Here is an 18104-nt window from a genome sequence, read left to right as displayed (position 1 = left end):
TTCGAGCTGCCGGCTCCCTCCGGCAGGAATTCTCCCCATGCTAATCTATCGGGCGCGTATCTATCGTCCTCTTTTTGGTTCCCCATGTCCGACCAAAACCAAACCCCCGACTTGGCTGCCAGCGCCCACGGCTATCGTTGGGCGGTGCTGGCCGGCGTCTGGCTGGTCTATTTCAGTTTTGGCCTGACCATCGTGACGCTGGCGCCGCTGGTCAGCGTGGTGGGGCAGGATCTGGGGCTCAGCCATTCCCGCATGGGCACGGTGATGGGGGCCTGGCAGCTCGTCTTCATCGCCTCGGCCATACCTTGCGGGGTTCTGCTCGACCGCATCGGGCCGCGGCGCGCGTTGTTGTTGGCGGTGCTGGTCATCGCCGCCTCGGGGGCCTTGCGCGCCGCCGCCGGCGGGCACCTCAGCCTGTTCCTGGCCGTCGCCCTCTTTGGTCTGGGCGGGCCCCTGGTCTCGGTGGGAGCGCCCAAGCTGATCGGCTTGTGGTTCGAGGGCCAGGAACGGCGCTTTGCCATGGGTCTCTATATGACGGGACCGGCCGTGGGCAGCGTGGCCTCGTTGGCGCTGACCAACAGCCTGATGATGCCGCTGCTGGGCGGCAACTGGCGCGCCGTGATGCTGGCCTACGCCGCCGTCGTGTTGGCCGTCGGCCTGGTCTGGCTGGCCGTCACGGCCCATCCCGCCAGCCGGGCCATCGAACAGAGGCTGGCCGCCGAGCCCCGCGAGCCCCAGTTTGCTGCCTTCGCGGAATTGCTGGGGATCCCCGCCGTGCGCATCGTGCTGGCCATGGCCATCGGCATTTTTTTCGTCAACCACGGACTCAACAACTGGCTGCCGGAAATTCTCCGCAGCCACGGCATGGCGGCGGCCGAGGCCGGTTTCTGGGCCGCCATTCCCACCGCCGTGGGCATCATCGCTGCGCCGACCATCCCGCGCCTGGCCACGCCGGCCCGGCGCATGGGCATCCTGGCGGCGCTCTTTCTGCTGGCGGCCGGGGCGACATTGCTGTTGCTCAGCGCCGACGGCGCGCTGCTGGCCGCGGCCCTGGTGATGCAGGGCATGGCGCGGGGCGGCATGATGACCTTGGCCATCCTGATCCTGCTCGACGTTCCCGAAGTGGGATCGCGCCGCACCGGCCTGGCCGGCGGCCTCTTTTTCTCTGCTGCCGAAGTCGGGGGCTCGCTGGGGCCCATGTCGATCGGCGTTTTGGCCCAGTTGAGCGACGGTTTCGCCGCCTCGCTGGGCATGCTGACCGGCATCACCGTGGCGCTGCTGGCGCTGTTGCTGGTGTTGCGGCGCAAGACCGCCTAGCCCGAATATCTTGCGCGAAATGTGCTATCCTGACGCATTCCTAACGCATTCCTGGCGCTAGCTGATTTCGCGCCTTGACTGCCTTTGCTGGAGCGATGGCCCATGACCATCGAGTTTCCGCTCAGCCCGCGTATCCGGAAATCGCCCTATTTCGAGGCGACGCTGCGTTGGGGCGCCAAGGGGTTCCTGGTCTACAACAAGACCTATCTGCCCATGGGCTACCGCTCGCTGGAGGAGGAGTTCTGGCATGGTGATCGATGGCACCGCCGCCGCCCTCACGCCACTCCTTGATGCTTTGGCGGTTACCGATGCGGGGATAGATGTATTCGCTCTCCATCAGGCCCAGCGTTTGGTGGTGGCTGAGATAGTGGCCCTCGCCACCCAGGCAGACCTCGCGGATGGCCTCGAGGGAAACGCTCTGGTCGTTGACCTCGATGCCGCGCACGGCGCGCATGACGTTGCCCAGCATGTCGTTGTCGATGACGTAGCTTTCCAGGCAGGCGCCCATCAGGCTGGCCTGCATGCCGGCCGCCTCGTAGACCAGGTTGGCCCCGGCAAGGCCGGCCAGGGCATTGGAATAGCCCTTTTCGTAGCCCGACTGGGCGTCGGGCAGTTTGGCGTCCGTCATGCCCGCCGCCACGCCGCCGGGCAGGTCGTAATGCTGGGCCATCTGGGCGCTGGCCGCCATCAGCAGGGCCTGCTCGCCGCTGCCGCCCGACATGGCGCCGGTGCGCAGATCGGAGACGAAGGGCCAAGTGCCGAATATGACGGGATGGCCCGGCGCGATCAAATTGACGTAGACCAGACCGGCCAGCACCTCGGCAATCTGCTGCACCAGGGCGCCGGCCAGCGCCGCCGGGCTGGTCGCGCCGGCCTGTCCGGCGGCCAACAGCAGCACCGGCATGCCGGCCCGCACGGCTATTTCCAGGCACTGGCAGGCCTCTTCGGCGAAGCGCAGCGGCGGCACCACGAAGCAGCAGTTGAGCGATACGAAGGGCCGGGCCCGCCAGGCCGCCTCGCCGCCGGCCACGGTGTGCAGCATGTCCAGGGTGCGGCGCGCGCCTTCGGCCGTGCTGAAAGCCGTGCCGACGTGCTTGGAGGTGCCCGAGATGAGGCGTAGGCGGTGTTGACGTCGAGCGCTACCGGGTCGTCGATGTCGCAGGCGATAACCGAACGCTGGCAAAAGTGGATGTGTTCGAGGGCGTCGATCAGGCGGGCGATGTCGTAGAGGTCCATCAGCGTCGAGGGGCGGAACTCGCCGCTTTCGCCGTCGACCATGTGGACGGCGGCACCGCCGCTGCCGAAATGCACTTTGGTGCCCCAGGGCTCGAGGTCGTGGCGCGGGTCCGAGCCGGGTAGCACGAAATGCCGCCCGGCAAGGGCGATGCGGTCTTCCACCAGGGCGCGGGGAAAGAGCAGCCGGCCCTCGGGCGTGAGTTGGCCGCCGGCCGTGGTCACCAGTTCGACGCAGCTCTGGATGGCGCCAGCCAGGCCGACCTCGGCCAGCAGATCGAGCGCGGCAGCGTGGATGCGCCCCACGTCAGCTTCGTTCAGGGGCTTGTACCAGCCCCCTTCCTGGCCCGGCCGCACGGGTGCCATGGTGGGGGCAGTGCTGCGCTCGGCCTGCCTGGCCGCCCGGCCGCCGCGGCGCCGGCTCTCGGGCTTGAAGACGTTCATGACCCACCCCCGGGCTGGGGGCGGCGGCGCTTCAGGGTTTGAGCGCGATGGCGCGGCCCGCCTGGGGGTGCCAAGGGAGCCCGGCGTGGGCCCGGCCGATGGCCTTGATGCGCGCCATCACCTGCGCATCGAACGGCACCGCCTTTGGCCCCTGCATGTCGACATTCAGCAGCACCGCCTCCTGGGTGGCCGTGACGATGGCGCCCTGGCGCTCCATGGCGTGGAAAATGCGCATACGCTTCTCGTCGTATTCCAGCATCTGCGTGGTGACGCTGAGCGGCTCGCCTTCGGCCATCTCCAGCAGGTAAGAGATGTGCGTTTCCATGGTGTAGATGGTGAAGCGCACGCGGGCGCGAAAGGGTGCATCCATGCCGATGCGGTCCATCAGCTTGTCGGTGGCATTGCCGAAGGCGATGGCGTAGTAACCCTCGCTCATGTGGCCGTTGTAGTCGATCCAGTCGCTCTGGACGTGGTCCTGGTAAAGCGCGAGCGGGGCGTTTTCGGTCATGGTGGGTTAGGGATTTTGTCTGGCCGGGCGGGTCGGCGAAACCATAGGCGCCCCGAGCCCCACCGACAACCTGAGCTTCGCCGCCAGACTGCATGACCACAGAAAGCATGACTGTTTCCCACGCGGGCCTTGTACAGGCTTACTGTCTCGCAACCGATTAAATTTGAAAATTGAAATTTTTTGATGACTATGATCGAATCATTCGATCGAAGATCAACATCTTGTGTGCTGGAGCAAGGCACTACGCCATGAACATCGAACACATCCGGACCTTCCTCGAAATCGCCACGACGGGCAATTTCAACGTCGCCGCCGACCACCTCAACGTCACCCAGTCGACCGTCTCGGCCCGCATCAAGGCGCTCGAGGAACGTCTCGACCAGCCCGTTTTCCTGCGTGGCCGCAACGGCGTCGAGATGACGGCGGCGGGCCATCATTTCCATCGCCACGCCGTTACCATGTTGCGGGCCTGGGAGCAGGGCCGGCAGATCGTCTCGCTGCCCGAGGGTTTCCAGGGCATGCTCGGCGTGGGCACCCAGGTCAGCTTGTGGGAGCGCCTGATCGCGCATTGGCTGCCCTGGATGCGGGCCCAGGCGCCGGACGTGGCGCTCAGGCTGCAAAGCGACTATTCGGAAAGCTTGATGCGCCAGCTCTCGGACGGCCTCTTGGACGTGGCCGTGATGTATTCGCCACGCGCCACGCCGGGGCTGGAGATCCGCAAGCTGCTGGAAGAACGTCTGGTGCTGGTCTCGACCCAGCGGCGCAAGCTGGCGGCCGGCTGGCCGGAGGATTACGTCTTCGTCGACTGGGGCCCCGAATTCCACAGCGCCCACAGCGAATCCTTTCCCCACGCCTCATCGTCGGCGGTCAGCGTCGGGCTGGGCGCCATCGGCCTGCAATACATTCTGGTAAACGGCGGCAGCGGCTACTTCCCGCTGCGCGTGGTGCGGCCTTATCTCGCCGAACGCCGCCTCTTCCGCGTGGCCAAGGCGCCGGTCTTCCAGCGTCCGGCCTACCTGGTCTATCCCACCCAGCCGCCGGACGAGGATCTGGTGGCACTGGCGGTGCGCGGCCTGATCGACGTGGCGGCCATGGAGAAGGAGCGCTGAGGGTTAGCTGTATAGCTCGTCCGGATCGACTTCGACCTCGGCGATGGTCTCCAGCCCGCCCTCCCTCAGCGCCCGGAAGAAACAGTTTCGCCGGCCGGTGTGGCAGGCCACGCCGGTCTGATCGACCAGCAGCAACAGCGTGTCGCCGTCGCAGTCGAGGCGGGCTTCGACCAGCGCTTGCACCTGGCCTGAGCTCTCGCCCTTGGCCCAGAGACGCTGCCGCGAGCGCGACCAGTAGTGCACCCGGCCGCTGGTGATGGTCTGCTCCAGGGCAGCGCGGTTCATCCAGGCCATCATCAAGACCTCGCCGCTGTCGTGCTGCTGGGCGATGGCCGGCAGCAGGCCCTGGTCGTCGAAGGAGACGGCGTCGAGAGCGGCTTTCAGCGAAATGTCAGTGCTCATAGCGAGAACATAGCCCAGCCCGCGGCTGTGGTCACGGTGCGCCGAGGCAGGCCGTCAGGGCCGCCACACCCTGGCGCATGAGCTTCGGGTAAAGCCCGGGCCCCGGCTCGAGGCTCGAGCCGAGCACGTCGAAGCTGGCCAGGCGGGCGCCCAGGTCGGCGGCCAGCGCCCGGGCCGGCCGGCCCGGGCGAGGTCCGTCGCTGAGCAGGCAAGTGATCCTGGCGGCGCCGGCGCGCCGGCGCAGCGCCAAGTTGCCCCGAGCCCCCAGCCGGGCACCGTCGGCGCCCGCCAGCGCTCCTATGGTGCGCAGCCCATAGCGCGCCTCGAGGTACTGGAAGGCGTCGTGGCTGGCCACGAAGGGCCGCTTGGCGGCCAGGCGGCCGGCGATCTCGGCGTCCAGGCGGCCGAGCACGGCGGCTGCCCTCTCGGCCCGGGCGCCAATGGCCTCGGCGTTCCGGGCGTTTTGTGGATCCAGGGCGACCAGGGCGTCGGCGATGGCCCGCACCATGGCGGCGGCGTTGCGGGCGTCGAGCCAGATATGGGGGTCCGTGCCGCCAGCGCCGCGGCGGGGCAGGCGGATGATTCCCGGCACTTGGCTGAGCGTCAGGATGGTGCCGCCCGCGGCCATGGCCCGCAAGGGCCGGCGCAGCGCCGTTTCGAAATCGGCAGCGACGCGCACGATCAGGTCCGCCGCCTGCAGCGTGCGTGCCTGGGAGGGTCTGAGCGCTGCCTCGTGGGGCGATTCGGCGCCGGAATAGAGCAGCACCGGCTGGCCTTCGGCCATCACCATGGCAACCAGCGAATGCACGGGCCGGATGCTGGCGACGACCAGCGGCTCGGCGGCCCGGGCCCCCCCGACCGTCCCGGCCGCCCCGACCAGGGCGGACAGGGCGGCAGAGATCAGCAGCCAGGCGGCGATCAAGGTGCGGCGATTGCTCATCGGAACGATATACTATAACATTACATAGTTGACCAGTCGGAGACTTGGCGGGAGGGCATGGTGAGCGACGGGATGGCAGCCGGCCACGACCACGATCATGACCTTTGTATCGACACGGCGCTGGCCGCGGCGGCCGAGCTCTGCCGCCGCCGCGGCGCCCGCTTTACGCCGCTCCGGCGCCGGGTGCTGGAACTGGTCTGGGGCGGTCATGCACCGGTGGGTGCCTACCAGATACTCGACCGGTTGCGCCACGACGGCCGCCCGGCGGCGCCGCCGACGGTCTATCGGGCGCTCGATTTTCTTATCGCCCAGGGTCTGGTGCACCGGCTGGAATCCCTCAACGCCTATATCGGCTGCCCCCGTCCCGACGAGGGGCACCGGGCGCAGTACCTGATTTGCGAACGCTGCGGCGAGGCCGCCGAGGTCGAGATCACCGGCCTGCTGCGAACCATCGATGCGGCGGCCGCCGAGCATGACTTTGCTGTCTCGGGCCAGACCGTCGAGGTGCGGGGCACCTGCGCCTCGTGCCGGGAGCCGGCTAGTGTCTAAAGTGCTGGTGGCGGCGCGAGGGGTCAGTTTGGCGCTGGTCGAGCCCATACTCGAGAACGTCGATCTCAGCGTCGAGGAGAGCGAAATCGTCACCGTGGTGGGGCCCAACGGGGCCGGCAAGACCAGTCTTGTGCGCTTGCTGGTGGGGCTGGCCCGGGCGGACAGTGGCAGCGTCGAGCGCCGGCCCGGCCTGACCATCGGTTACCTGCCCCAGCACTTCGCCGTCGATCCGGTATTGCCGCTTACCGTGCGTCGGTTTCTGTCGCTGGGCCTGAGTTACCCGCCGGGTGCCCGCCGTGACATCATGGACGAGGTCGGTGTGCCGCTGCTGATCGAAAGGCAGCTCGACGAACTCTCCGGCGGCGAGTTGCGCCGCGTGCTGCTGGCTCGGGCGCTGCTGCGCCAGCCCGACCTTTTGGTGCTCGACGAGCCCGTGCAGGGCGTTGACGTCACCGGCCAGAGCGAGATCTACGACCTCATCGGGCGTTTGCGCCAAAGCCGCGGCCTGGGCGTATTGATGGTCAGCCACGATCTCCACCTGGTGATGGCGGCCACCGATCGCGTGGTTTGCCTCAACCGCCACGTCTGCTGCATGGGCCATCCCGAGGCGGTGCAGCGCCATCCCGAATACCTGGCGCTGTTTGGCAGTCCGGCCGAAAGCCTGGCCGTCTACGCCCACCATCACGACCACAGCCACGACAGTCACGGCGACGTGGTCGGGGAGGGCAGGGGGCCTGCCGATGGATGATTTCCTGCTGCGCGCCCTGGCGGCCGGGCTGGGCGTGGCGCTGGTGACGGGGCCGCTGGGTTGTTTCGTGGTCTGGCGCCGCCAGGCCTATTTCGGCGCCGCCCTGGCCCACGCGGCGCTGCCCGGCGTGGCGCTGGGCATTCTCTTGGATCTCAATGCCGCCGTCGGTGTCGCCGTGGTCTGCCTGCTGGTGGCCCTGCTGGCGGCGGCGCTGGAGGGCCAGCGGCGCCTGGCCAGCGACACGCTGCTCGGCATCATGGCCCATGGCGCCCTGGCGCTTGGTCTGGTGGCGGTGGCCTTGATCGAGGGCATGCGGGTCGACCTGCTGGGTTATCTTTTCGGTGACATCCTGGCGGTGAGTTGGAGCGACGTGGCCTGGATCGCCGCCGGCGGCGGTCTGGCGCTGGGCCTGTTGGGGCTGATCTGGCGCCAGCTATTGGCGCTGACGGTACATGAGGAACTGGCCGCCGTCGAGGGCGTGGCGGTGGCCCGGACGCGGCTCTTGTTCATGGTGGTCATGGCCCTGGTGATCGCCAGCGGCATGCGCGTGGTGGGAATTCTGCTGATCGTCTCGCTGCTTATCGTGCCGGCCGCGGCGGCCCGGCGCTTTGCCGCAACGCCCGAGCAGATGGCGCTGCTGGCGGCCGCCGTGGGGGCCGCTTCGGTGGCCGGCGGTCTGGCACTCTCGCTGGCCTGGGACACCCCGGCCGGCCCTTCGATGGTACTGGTGGCGGTGGCGGTGTTCGTCGTATCGCAGCTGGCGCCTGCACTCAGGCCGTGGCGTTGAGCCTTTCGAATCCGGCCTCCAGGTCGGCGATCAGATCGTCCGGGTCCTCGAGCCCGGCGTGCAGCCGCCAGGTGCGGCCGTGCGCCGGCCATTCCGTGGCCGTGCGCAGCTTGCCGATGTTGGTGGGCACCAGCAGGCTCTCGAAGCCGCCCCAGGAATAGCCCAGGCCGAAGTGCTGCATGTGGTCGAGCATGGCGGCCTGGGCCTCGGCCGAGACCGGCTTCAGCACCAGGCCAAAGAGCCCGCTGGAGCCCGAGAAATCACGTCGCCAGATGGCGTGGCCGGGATCCTCGGGCAGCCCCGGATGCAGCACACGCTCCACCTCGGGCCGGGCCGCCAGCCAGCGCGCCAGCGCCAGCGCCGTCTCCTGGTGCCGGGCCAGCCGCACCGACAGGGTACGCAGGCCGCGCAGCGCCAGCCAGCAGTCGTCGGGACTGACCGAATAGCCGAGCTTCCAATAGACGTCGAAAAGCTCGGGCCAATGTTCCTCGTTGGCCACGGCGCTGCCTAGCATGACGTCGGAATGGCCGACCACGTACTTGGTCAAGGCCTGCACCGAGATGTCGACGCCAAAATCGAGCGGCCGGAAAAAGACCGGCGTGGCCCAGGTGTTGTCCATGATGACGGTCGCGCCGCCATCGTGGGCGGCCTCGGCGATGGCCGGAATGTCCTGCATTTCGAAGGTGTAGGAGCCCGGCGCCTCGACGAACACGACTTTCGTTTCGGGTCGCATCAGGCCGGCGACTTCGGCCCCGATGGTGGGATCGTAATAAGTCGCCTCGACATTGAAGCGCTTCAGGAAACGCTGGCAAAATCCCCGCGTCGGGCCATAGACCGAATCGGGCAACAAGACGTGGTCGCCGGCGCCCACCCGCGACAGCACCGCCGCCGTGATGGCGGCCATGCCCGACGACGCCAACAGGCAGTCGTGGCCACCCTCCAGGGCCAGCAGCGCCTCGCGCAGCGATTCCTGGGTGGGCGTGCCGAAGCGGCCGTAGAAGGTGCCGCCTTTGAGCGGCTTGTCGGGCGCGGCAAAGGCTTCAACGGTGGGGAACAGTATCGTCGAGGCGCGATAGATCGGCGGATTGACGACGCCGTGATTGTCCAGCGAATGCAGCCCGGCGTGGGTGATGGTGGTGTCTTTTTTCATGTTGGCGTCCGCTGGTTGGGCTCGGGGCGACGGCGGGCATCATGTCAAAGCTCGGCAGCCGATGCCAGGGCGCGCGCCAGCCGGCCGATTCCGGCCTTGCCAAGCGCCATGACATTGGACAAGGTGCTATCCTAACGGTGCGCGACTTGGTGCAGTCCCGGTTGCGTGGCCAAAGCAAAGTTATGACAAGGCCGGTGAGTAACCGACCGAAATTTAATAGGGAAGGTTTTGCGATCATGAAAACATGGAAAATTCTCGTTGTCGCCGCCACGGCGGCTTTGCTCGCGGGCACCGCTTCGGCCGGCACGCTGGACGACATCAAGGCGAGGGGGCATGTGCTGTGCGGCGTCGGCACCGGTCTGCCCGGCTTCGAGTCGCCCAACGACAAGGGCGAATGGTCCGGTCTGGACGTTGACGTTTGCCGGGCCCTGGCGGCCGGCATCTTCGGCGACCCGCAAAAGGTAAAATTCTCCACCAGCACCGCCAAGACCCGTTTCCCGCAGCTCCAGTCGGGCGAGATCGACCTTTTGTCGCGGACCACGACCTGGACCTTCGATCGTGACGTCAAGCTCGGCTTCGAGTTCACCGGCGTCAACTACTATGACGGTCAGGGTTTCATGGTGCGCAAGGACCTTGGGGTCAAGAACGGCTTGGGCCTGGACGGCGCCAGCGTCTGCGTGGTCACGGGAACCACCACCGAGCTCAACCTGGGCGACTACTTCCGCTCCAACAACATGAAATACACGCCGGTGGTGTACGAGAAGCCCGACGAAGTACGGCCGGCCTACGAGGCGGGACGCTGCGACGTCTGGACCACGGACTCCTCGGGCCTGGCGGCGCAGAAGTCGACCCTGGCCAAACCAGACGCGCACATGATTCTGCCGACCATCATCTCCAAGGAGCCCCTGGGCCCGGTGGTGCGTCACGGCGACAACCAATGGGGCGACGTGGTGCGCTGGAGCCTCAACGTCATGATCATCGCCGAGGAGATTGGCGTTACATCGAAGAACGTCGACCAGCTCAAGGGGTCTTCGAAGAACCCCGAGATCAAGCGCCTGCTCGGCGTCGAGGGCGAATACGGCGCGCGTCTCGGCCTGCCCAACGATTGGGCCTACAACATCATCAAGATGGTGGGCAACTACGGCGAATCCTACGCCCGCAACGTCGGCACCAACACCCCGCTCGGCCTGCCGCGCGGACTCAATCAGTTGTGGACCAAGGGCGGCATCCTGTACGCCCCGCCGTTCCGGTAGGATACTAAGTCTCGGATGGCAAATTGGCATGTCCGGCGTTCTCGCCGGGCATGCCGCCGCCTGAAATCCGCGTAGGACCTTGATGAAAGGGCGCGCGCGGGGCCGGCCCTGGGGAAACGGGAAATGGCTGCGGACGAACAACTGATTGCGGCTGGCACCACGCCGGCGCGGGCACCGCTTTGGCGTGATGCCAAGATACGGTCGCTGTTCTACCAGGCCTTGACGCTGATATTGCTGGCCGCTGGAATCGGTTACCTCGCCTACAATACGGTTACCAATCTCGAGCAGCGCGGTATTGCCTCGGGTTTCAGGTTCCTCGAGCACCCCACCGGCTTCGGGGTGCTGTTCACGCTGATCGAATATTCGGAGGCGTCGACCTACGGGCGGGCCTACATTGTCGGCATAGTCAACACCCTCTTCGTCTCGGCAATCGGCGTCGTCCTGGCAACCATCCTCGGCGTCACCATGGGCGTGGCGCGACTCTCGTCGAACTGGTTGGTCGCCAAACTGGCCACCGTTTATGTCGAGGTCGTGCGCAACATCCCGCTTTTGCTACAGATACTGTTCTGGTATGGCGTCTTTCAGCAGTTGCCGAGCCTGCGCCAGAGCGTTAATTTTGGCGACGCCATATTCATCAATTTGCGCGGCATATACCTCCCGCGCCCGATCTTCGAGTCCGGTGCCGAATGGATCCTGGCGGCGCTGATCGTCGGCATCCTGGCGACCATCGGGATGACCAAATGGGCCCACCGGCGGCAGGATCTTACCGGCCAGCAGTTTCCGCTGTTCCAAGCCTCGGTCGCCCTGATTGTCGGGTTGCCGGTATTGGCGGCGCTGGTGACCGGGTTGCCGGTTTCGTTCGACTACCCCGAGCTGAAGGGCTTCAACTTCCGCGGCGGCATGGTGATCCTGCCCGAACTCATGGCACTGGCCCTGGCGCTGACCGTCTACACCGCCGCCTTTATCGCCGAAGCGGTGCGCGCCGGTATCCAGGCGGTCAGCCGCGGCCAGACCGAAGCGTCCTATTCGCTTGGGCTGCGGCCAGGCCCGACGCTCAGGCTGGTGGTCTTTCCCCAGGCGTTGCGGGTAATCCTGCCGCCGCTGACCAGCCAATACCTCAACCTGACCAAGAATTCCTCGCTGGCGCCGGCGATCGCCTATCCCGACCTAGTTCACATCTTTGCCGGCACGGTGCTCAACCAGACCGGTCAGGCGGTCGAATGCATCGTGCTGACCATGGCCGTCTATTTCACCATCAGCCTGCTGATCTCGGCCTTCATGAACTGGTATAACAGGCGCATCGCGCTGGTGGAGCGCTAGCCGATGACCGTCGTTCACACCCCCGCGCCGTCGCTGCCGCCGCCGACTTCAGAAATCGGAGTGCTCGGCTGGCTCAAGCACAACCTGTTCTCGAACTGGTACAACAGCGTGCTCTCGGTGCTGGCGATCTATTTGATCTACCTGGTGGTCCCGCCGGTGATCACTTGGGCGATCATCGATTCCAACGTGCTCGGCTCCAGCAAGGACGACTGCACCGGCGGCGGCGCCTGCTGGGTCTTGGTAACCCACCGCTGGCAACAATTCCTCTACGGCTTCTACCCGGCGGAAGAGCGCTGGCGCGTCAATCTCGGCATCTTTCTCGGCTTTGCCGCGCTGTTCTGGGTGCTGGCGGAAGGTACGCCGTGGAAGAAATACGTGACGCTGTTCCTATGCCTCGGCTATCCGTTCGTCGCCTTTTTCCTGTTTGCCGGCGGCTATTTCGGTCTGGTCGAGGTCGAGACCAACAAGTGGGGCGGGCTCTATCTGACCCTGGTGGTCTCCGGCGTCGGCATCTCGACGTCGCTGCCGATCGGTATCGTGCTGGCGCTCGGGCGGCGTTCCGACATGCCGGTGATCCGCATGTTGTGCGTCGGCTTCATCGAGTTCATCCGTGCCGTGCCGCTGATCACCATCCTGTTCATGGCCGCGATCATGCTGCCGCTGTTCCTGCCGCCCGGCACCAACTTCAACTTGCTGGTCCGCGTTCTGATCGGCGTTTCGCTGTTCTCCGCGGCCTATATGGCGGAGGTGGTGCGGGCTGGCCTGCAGGCGATCCCCAGGGGCCAGTACGAAGGCGCCCAGGCGCTCGGCTTGAACTATTGGAAGATGATGGGCCTGATCATCCTGCCGCAGGCGCTGAAGATCTCGATCCCGAACATCGTGTCGAGCTTCATCGGCCTTTTCAAGGACACCACGCTGGTGCTGATCATCGGCTTGTACGATTTGTTGAACATCACCCAGTTGGCGGTCACCGACGGCAAGTGGCTCGGGCTTGCCAACGAGGGCTACTTCTTCGCCGGCGCCACCTTCTGGGTCTTCTGCTTCGGGATGTCGCGCTACAGCGTCTATCTGGAGCACAAGCTTCACACCGGGCATTGATGGAAACGGGAGCTCGCAATCATGGCTGACGCGACGGAACTGGCGACAAACCGCGCGCAAATGACCGTCTCCGACGAGGTCATGATCCAGATCGTCGGCATGAACAAGTGGTACGGCGAATTCCATGTGCTGAAGAATATCGATCTGACCGTCAACAAGGGCGAGCGGATCGTTATCTGCGGTCCGTCCGGCTCCGGCAAATCGACCTTGATCCGTTGCATCAACCGGTTGGAGGAGCATCAAAAGGGGCAGGTCATCGTCGAGGGCACCGAGCTGACCAACGACGTCAAGAAAGTCGACGAGATCCGCCGCGAGGTCGGCATGGTGTTCCAGCACTTCAACCTCTTTCCCCACCTGACCGTGCTCGATAACCTCGCCCTGGCGCCCATCTGGGTGCGCAAGCTGCCCAAGGAGGAGGCCGAGGCAGCCGCTCGCAAGTATCTCGAGCGCGTCAAGATCCCGGAACAGGCGGAAAAGTACCCGGGCCAGCTTTCGGGCGGCCAGCAGCAGCGCGTGGCGATCGCCAGGTCGCTCTGTATGAACCCCAAGATCATGCTCTTCGACGAGCCGACCTCGGCGCTCGATCCCGAGATGATCAAGGAGGTGCTCGACGTCATGGTCGACCTCGCCGAATCGGGCATGACCATGATCGTGGTGACCCACGAGATGGGCTTCGCCAAGACCGTGGCCAACCGCGTGATCTTCATGGACGGGGGCGAGATCATCGAGCAGAACGAGCCCGACGAGTTCTTCAACAACCCCCAGAGCGATCGCACCAAGATCTTCCTCAGCCAGATCCTGCAGCATTAAGGCGGTTTTGAGCCTGACTGTCACGGCCGCCCAGGCTCGGCGGCTGATTCTCTTTCTACAGGGCCTGGGCGAGGCGCCAGGCCGGCGTTCGCAGGCCGAGCTGCTGGCCCTGATCGAGCGCCTGGGCTACGTGCAGCTCGATTCCATCGACCGCTTGGCCCGGGCCCACCACATGATCCTGCGAAGCCGCGATTCCGGCTACCGCCCGGCGGCGCTCCATCGCCTGCAAACGGACCGCCTGATCTTCGAGAACTGGACCCACGATGCCGCCGTCATTCCCATGGCCTTCTATCCCTATTGGCGGCGGCGTTTTCGCGAACAGGCGGCGGCCCTGGCCAAGCGCTGGCGGCGCTGGCGCGGGCGCCAGTACGAGGCGCTCTTGGACGACGTGCGCGAACGCGTGCGCCAGGACGGCGAGGTCATGGCCCGCGACTTCGCGCATACCCGGGTGCGGCGGGCAGGTGGCGCCTTCTGGGACTGGCACGGCGGCAAGACGGCGCTGGAATACCTCTGGCGCACCGGCGAGCTTGCCATCACCCGGCGCGAGGGCTTCCAGAAAGTTTACGACCTCGCCGAACGCGTCATCCCCGAGCATTTGCGAAACGCCGAGCCCGGCGCCCAGGCCACCGTCGACTGGGCCTGTGCCGCCGCTCTTGAACGCCTGGGCTTGGCTACGCCGGGCCAGATGGCCGGCTTCTGGGGCGGTCTCAGCGCCGCCGAGACCAAGGCTTGGTGCCGGGCAGCGGTGGCCGAGGGGAGGGCGGAAGTCGTCCAGCTCGAAGGCGTCGATGGATCGCTGCAGTCGCTCTTCGCCCCGGCCGGTATTGCCGAACTGCTGGCCAAGGTTCCCGATCCGCCGCGCCGGCTCAGGCTCCTCAACCCGTTCGATCCGGTGCTGCGCGACCGCCGCCGTCTGGCCCGGGTCTTCGGCTTCGACTACCGCATCGAAATCTTCGTGCCCGAGGCCGAGCGCCGGTACGGCTACTACGTCTTTCCCCTCTTGGAAGGCGAGCGCCTGGTCGGCCGCATCGACCTCGTGGCCCAGCGCCAGGCCGACGCCCTGGCCGTCAGGGCGCTCTGGCTCGAGCCCGGAATCCGTTTCGGTCGGGGACGCCAACGCCGCCTCGAAGCCGAGCTCGAGCGCTGGCGCCGTTTCGCCGGCCTCGGCAGCGTGACCTGGACCGACGGGTTCGTGAAAGGCGAGGGCTGAGCGGTCAGGCCGCCCGGGGCGTTACCTCGGCCTCGATCTGTTTCAGGTTCTGCTGCGCCACCTCGAGATCGTAGTGGCTTTGCAGGTTGATCCAGAATTGCGCCGTGGTGCCGAAATAGCGGCTCAGCCGAAGGGCCGTGTCGGCGCTTATGCCGCGCCGGCCGCGGGCGATGTCGTTGATTCGCGAGCGCGTCACTTTCAGCGCCTTGGCCAGGGCATAGACGCTCATCTCCAGCGGCCCGAGAAAGTCCGCCCGCAAGATTTCGCCGGGATGAACCAGAGGCAGTCGCCGCCCCGTTGCAACATCTGTGAAATCAACCTTTCCGCTATCCAGATCGGCGCGCTCGATGGTCATGATATTCCTCAGTGGTGCTTGGCGGAGCACTGAATCATCCGTTCTACGTACCGTTTATCGGTACGAAAATCAAATCACAGCCAAAACCTAAACATTCGGATCCATGAAGCCGGTTTCGCGCTTGTAAACCTGGAACCCCGCCTTTTGGTAGAGCGGCAGCGCATTGGGGTGGTCCAGCGTGCAGGTGTGGACCCAAAGCCGCGCCGGAGCGTAGCTCCAGGCCTGGCGGATGGCGCTGTCGAGCAGGAAGCGGCCCAGGCCGCGGCCCATGAAGCCGGGGATCAGACCGAAATAGGCGAGCTCAATGTCGGGCGGGCTGCGCCGGTCGAGCTCGGCGTAGCCGGCCGGTACGCCGCCCACATAGAGTACGTAGATCTCGTCCAACGGATCTCCGATGATGGCGCCCAGTTCCTCGTCATTCAGGCGCTTTCGGTCAAGCCAGAGCCAGTCGCGGCCGACGGCGTCATAAAGGTAACGGTAAAAGTCGAGACTGGGTCGGTCGGCGCGCAACAGCGCGGCAATGCCGGGCGGCGGCGGCAGGGCCGGGCCTTCGGGCTGGGCCTGCATTTGCAGGTAGGTGACGGTGGTCTCGATGAGATCGGCCTGGTCGGCCGTGACCAGGGCCGCGGTCTTGCCGTCGAGGCGGCGCGACATGATGACGCGGGGCTCAATCTGGTAGCCGACGCGACGGTAGAACTCGCGCACGTCGGCGTTCGATTCGCGGATCATCAACTGCACCTTGGGCAGGCCGCGCTCAGTCAGCCAAAGTTCGGCCGCTTCGACCATCTGGCGGCCCAAGCCCCCACCCTGGCGGTCCGGCCGCACCGCCAAATAGTAGACCCAGCCGCGGTGGCCGTCATGGCCGACCATGCAGGTGGCGATAAGCAAGCCCTCGTCCTCGCCGATCAGCAGTGCACCGTGGCCGCTTTGCTGACACATCGCGATGTCGTCATGGGGGTCGTTGAGCGGGTGCAAAAGGCCGCAGGCCCGCCACAACTCGACTATGGCCTCGCCGTCTTCGGGCCTTAGATCCCGGATGATCATGGCCGGCCCGTGCTCAGGGCTCGATGGGGGTGTCGTCGCGGCTCGCCCATTCGCTCCAGGAGCCGTCGTAGACCGCCACCTGGCGATGGCCCAAAAGGTGCAATCCAAGGGCCAGAAGGGCCGCCGTGACGCCCGAGCTGCAGGTCGTGGTAACCGGTTTGTGCAAATTCACGCCGGCCTTGGCGAAGGCTTGGCGCAGTTCCTCGGCCGGCAACATGGTCTTTTGCATGTCGTCGAGAAGCTCGGTAAAGGGCAGGTTGAGGCTGCCCGGCATGTGGCCCGAGGGCAGGCCCTCGCGGGGCTCCGGCGCCGTGCCTTCGAAGCGGCCCGCCGAACGGGCATCGAGCACCTGCTCGCTGTTCGTATCGAGCAGGCGCCGCACGTGAACCAAGTCGCGCACCAGCGTCGAGTTCAGCCGCGCCGTGAAGTGGCGGTTGCGGGGCACCGGCGGCAGGTCTTCCAGCGGCCGCTCCTCGGCCCGCCACTTGCCCAGGCCGCCGTCCAGCACCGCCACGTCGTCGTGGCCGAAGAGGCGGAACATCCACCACACCCGGGCTGCCGAAGCCATCAGGCCGCCGTCGTAGACGACGATGCAGTTGCCGTCGCCCAGCCCCATCTTGCGCACCCGGCTGGTGAATTTCTCGGCGCTGGGCACCATGTGGGGCAGCGGGTTATCGCTATCGGCAATCTCGTCGATGTCGAAGAAGACGGCCCCCGGAATGTGCCCGATTTCGTATTCGATACGGGCGTCGCGGCCCTCCTGCGGCAAATACCAGGAGGCGTCGACGACGCGTACATCGGGAGCTTGCAGGTGCTGAGTCAACCAATCGGTCGAGACCAGCACTTCGGGGTGCACGTAAGACATCAAAAGCGAATCCTTTACGAGAAATCAGTCGGCGAAAGCCAGCGAGACACGGCGGTTGAGGCGGCCTTTCTTTTGGATCTTGCGTACCACGACGGGGCCGATCTCACCGCTGCGGGCGATATGGGTGCCGCCGCAGGGCTGCAAGTCGAGATCGCCGATGCGGATCAGGCGCACCTGGCCGGCGCCCGTCGGCGGCTTAACCGACATGGTCTTGACCAGTTCAGGCTGGGCCGCCAATTCGGCATCGCTGATCCATTCGGCAGTGACGGCGTGGTCGGCGGAAATCAGCTTGTTGAGCTCAGCCGCGATCTCCTCCTTGTCGAGCACGGCTTCGGGGATGTCGAAATCGAGACGGCCCTTGCCGTCGCTTACCTGACCACCGGTAACGGGATAGCTGAGCACCGCCGAAAGCAGGTGCATGCAGGTGTGCATGCGCATCAATCTGTGCCGCCGCTCCCAGTCCAGTTCGGCCGTCACCGTGTTGCCCACGGCCGGCGGTGCAGCGCCCTCGGCCGGCACGTGGATGACGCCGTCGGGGCCGTCGCCCTTTACGGCGTTGACGATTTCGACGTCACCCTCGGGGCTGCGCAAGTTGCCGCAGTCGCCGGGCTGACCGCCGCCGGTGGGATAAAAGACCGTGCGGTCGAGCTGGATGCCGCGCTCGTCGACGGCCGTGACCGTGGCTTCGCAGGAGCGGGCGTAAGCGTCGTCGCGAAAGAGGATTTCCATGGCTGCCTCAAGTAGGTACTAGGTATTCGGGAACCGGGAGATCGTTCTGGCGCAGGAAGTCGGCGTTGAAGAGCCGGCTTTGATAGCGCGTACCGGAATCGGCCAGGATGGTGACGATGGTGTGGCCCGGGCCCATCTCGCGGGCCAGCCGGTGGGCGCCGCAGATGTTGATGCCCGACGAGCCGCCCAGGCAGAGCCCTTCCTGAAGCAGGATGTCGAAGACATAGGGCAGC

Annotated in this window: 19 protein-coding genes and 2 pseudogenes; 11 read left to right on the top strand and 10 right to left on the bottom strand. The window is 66.1% G+C overall.

What is annotated here, in order from left to right; all coding sequences use genetic code 11:
• Window positions 1-84: 84 nt before the first annotated feature.
• Window positions 85-1317: an MFS transporter gene (locus QGG75_04050; GenBank protein ID MDP6066412.1), complete on the top strand. Its 1233-nt coding sequence runs from the start codon at window positions 85-87 to the stop codon at window positions 1315-1317.
• Between the two features lie 102 nt (window positions 1318-1419).
• Window positions 1420-1566: pseudogene (locus QGG75_04045) on the top strand (glycine cleavage system protein T).
• A 19-nt stretch (window positions 1567-1585) separates the two neighbouring features.
• On the opposite strand, the pseudogene QGG75_04040 reads toward QGG75_04045, so the two are convergent.
• Window positions 1586-2994: pseudogene (locus QGG75_04040) on the bottom strand (trimethylamine methyltransferase family protein).
• Window positions 2995-3025: 31 nt separating this feature from the next.
• Window positions 3026-3502, bottom strand: a complete 477-nt coding sequence (locus QGG75_04035) for a thioesterase family protein (GenBank protein ID MDP6066411.1) — start codon at window positions 3500-3502, stop codon at window positions 3026-3028.
• Window positions 3503-3750: 248 nt separating this feature from the next.
• On the opposite strand from QGG75_04035, the gene QGG75_04030 reads away from it, so the two are divergent.
• Window positions 3751-4611, top strand: coding sequence for a LysR family transcriptional regulator (locus QGG75_04030; protein ID MDP6066410.1), 861 nt, complete (start codon window positions 3751-3753; stop codon window positions 4609-4611).
• Window positions 4612-4614: 3 nt separating this feature from the next.
• Here QGG75_04030 and hisI read toward each other — a convergent pair whose 3' ends face one another.
• Both hisI and QGG75_04020 read right to left on the bottom strand, forming a co-directional pair.
• A complete protein-coding gene (gene hisI, locus QGG75_04025; protein MDP6066409.1) occupies window positions 4615-5013 on the bottom strand; it encodes a phosphoribosyl-AMP cyclohydrolase in 399 nt (132 codons plus the stop codon).
• 31 nt (window positions 5014-5044) lie between these two features.
• The gene (locus tag QGG75_04020; protein MDP6066408.1) at window positions 5045-5953 is read right to left on the bottom strand and encodes a zinc ABC transporter substrate-binding protein; all 909 of its coding nucleotides are present in this window, start codon (window positions 5951-5953) and stop codon (window positions 5045-5047) included.
• 72 nt (window positions 5954-6025) lie between these two features.
• Here QGG75_04020 and QGG75_04015 point away from each other — a divergent pair, with 72 nt between their 5' ends.
• The 3 genes from QGG75_04015 to QGG75_04005 are packed head-to-tail and all read left to right on the top strand — an operon-like array spanning window position 6026 to window position 8037.
• On the top strand, window positions 6026-6502 hold the full coding sequence (locus QGG75_04015) for a Fur family transcriptional regulator (protein ID MDP6066407.1): 477 nt from the start codon (window positions 6026-6028) through the stop codon (window positions 6500-6502).
• Window positions 6495-7250 carry a metal ABC transporter ATP-binding protein gene (locus QGG75_04010; GenBank protein MDP6066406.1) on the top strand — a complete coding sequence of 252 codons (756 nt, stop codon included), beginning with the start codon at window positions 6495-6497 and terminating at the stop codon, window positions 7248-7250. Before QGG75_04015 ends, QGG75_04010 begins: the two co-directional genes overlap by 8 nt.
• Entirely contained in the window at window positions 7243-8037 is a 795-nt protein-coding gene (locus tag QGG75_04005) for an iron chelate uptake ABC transporter family permease subunit (protein ID MDP6066405.1), read from the top strand. Before QGG75_04010 ends, QGG75_04005 begins: the two co-directional genes overlap by 8 nt.
• On the opposite strand, the gene metC is transcribed toward QGG75_04005, so the two are convergent.
• Window positions 8021-9187 (bottom strand): cystathionine beta-lyase, encoded by a 1167-nt coding sequence (metC, locus tag QGG75_04000; GenBank protein MDP6066404.1) that lies wholly within the window; start codon window positions 9185-9187, stop codon window positions 8021-8023. The genes QGG75_04005 and metC overlap by 17 nt on opposite strands.
• A 236-nt stretch (window positions 9188-9423) precedes the next feature.
• Here metC and QGG75_03995 point away from each other — a divergent pair, with 236 nt between their 5' ends.
• The 5 genes from QGG75_03995 (at window position 9424) to QGG75_03975 (ending at window position 14878) form a co-directional block, all read left to right on the top strand.
• Window positions 9424-10440 (top strand): amino acid ABC transporter substrate-binding protein, encoded by a 1017-nt coding sequence (locus QGG75_03995; GenBank protein MDP6066403.1) that lies wholly within the window; start codon window positions 9424-9426, stop codon window positions 10438-10440.
• Between the two features lie 123 nt (window positions 10441-10563).
• Window positions 10564-11760 (top strand): amino acid ABC transporter permease, encoded by a 1197-nt coding sequence (locus QGG75_03990; GenBank protein ID MDP6066402.1) that lies wholly within the window; start codon window positions 10564-10566, stop codon window positions 11758-11760.
• 3 nt (window positions 11761-11763) lie between these two features.
• Window positions 11764-12858 (top strand): amino acid ABC transporter permease, encoded by a 1095-nt coding sequence (locus QGG75_03985; GenBank protein MDP6066401.1) that lies wholly within the window; start codon window positions 11764-11766, stop codon window positions 12856-12858.
• Window positions 12859-12879: 21 nt separating this feature from the next.
• A complete protein-coding gene (locus QGG75_03980; GenBank protein MDP6066400.1) occupies window positions 12880-13668 on the top strand; it encodes an amino acid ABC transporter ATP-binding protein in 789 nt (262 codons plus the stop codon).
• Window positions 13669-13675: 7 nt separating this feature from the next.
• Window positions 13676-14878, top strand: coding sequence for a crosslink repair DNA glycosylase YcaQ family protein (locus QGG75_03975; GenBank protein MDP6066399.1), 1203 nt, complete (start codon window positions 13676-13678; stop codon window positions 14876-14878).
• 4 nt (window positions 14879-14882) lie between these two features.
• Here QGG75_03975 and QGG75_03970 read toward each other — a convergent pair whose 3' ends face one another.
• The 5 genes from QGG75_03970 to QGG75_03950 form a co-directional block, all read right to left on the bottom strand.
• Window positions 14883-15233 (bottom strand): HigA family addiction module antitoxin, encoded by a 351-nt coding sequence (locus QGG75_03970; protein ID MDP6066398.1) that lies wholly within the window; start codon window positions 15231-15233, stop codon window positions 14883-14885.
• 87 nt (window positions 15234-15320) lie between these two features.
• Window positions 15321-16277: a GNAT family acetyltransferase gene (locus tag QGG75_03965; GenBank protein MDP6066397.1), complete on the bottom strand. Its 957-nt coding sequence runs from the start codon at window positions 16275-16277 to the stop codon at window positions 15321-15323.
• Between the two features lie 13 nt (window positions 16278-16290).
• The gene (sseA, locus tag QGG75_03960) at window positions 16291-17142 is read right to left on the bottom strand and encodes a 3-mercaptopyruvate sulfurtransferase (protein ID MDP6066396.1); all 852 of its coding nucleotides are present in this window, start codon (window positions 17140-17142) and stop codon (window positions 16291-16293) included.
• Window positions 17143-17166: 24 nt separating this feature from the next.
• Complete coding sequence (locus tag QGG75_03955) at window positions 17167-17871, bottom strand: alanyl-tRNA editing protein (GenBank protein MDP6066395.1); 705 nt, start codon at window positions 17869-17871, stop codon at window positions 17167-17169.
• A gap of 7 nt (window positions 17872-17878) precedes the next feature.
• Window positions 17879-18104 (bottom strand): cysteine synthase A (locus QGG75_03950; protein ID MDP6066394.1); only part of this gene is annotated, 226 nt, incomplete at its 5' end.

Source organism: Alphaproteobacteria bacterium, from assembly GCA_030740435.1.
Classification (GTDB): domain Bacteria; phylum Pseudomonadota; class Alphaproteobacteria; order UBA2966; family UBA2966.
Note: the sequence above shows the minus strand (reverse complement) of the source record. Positions and strands in the feature narration are given on the sequence as shown.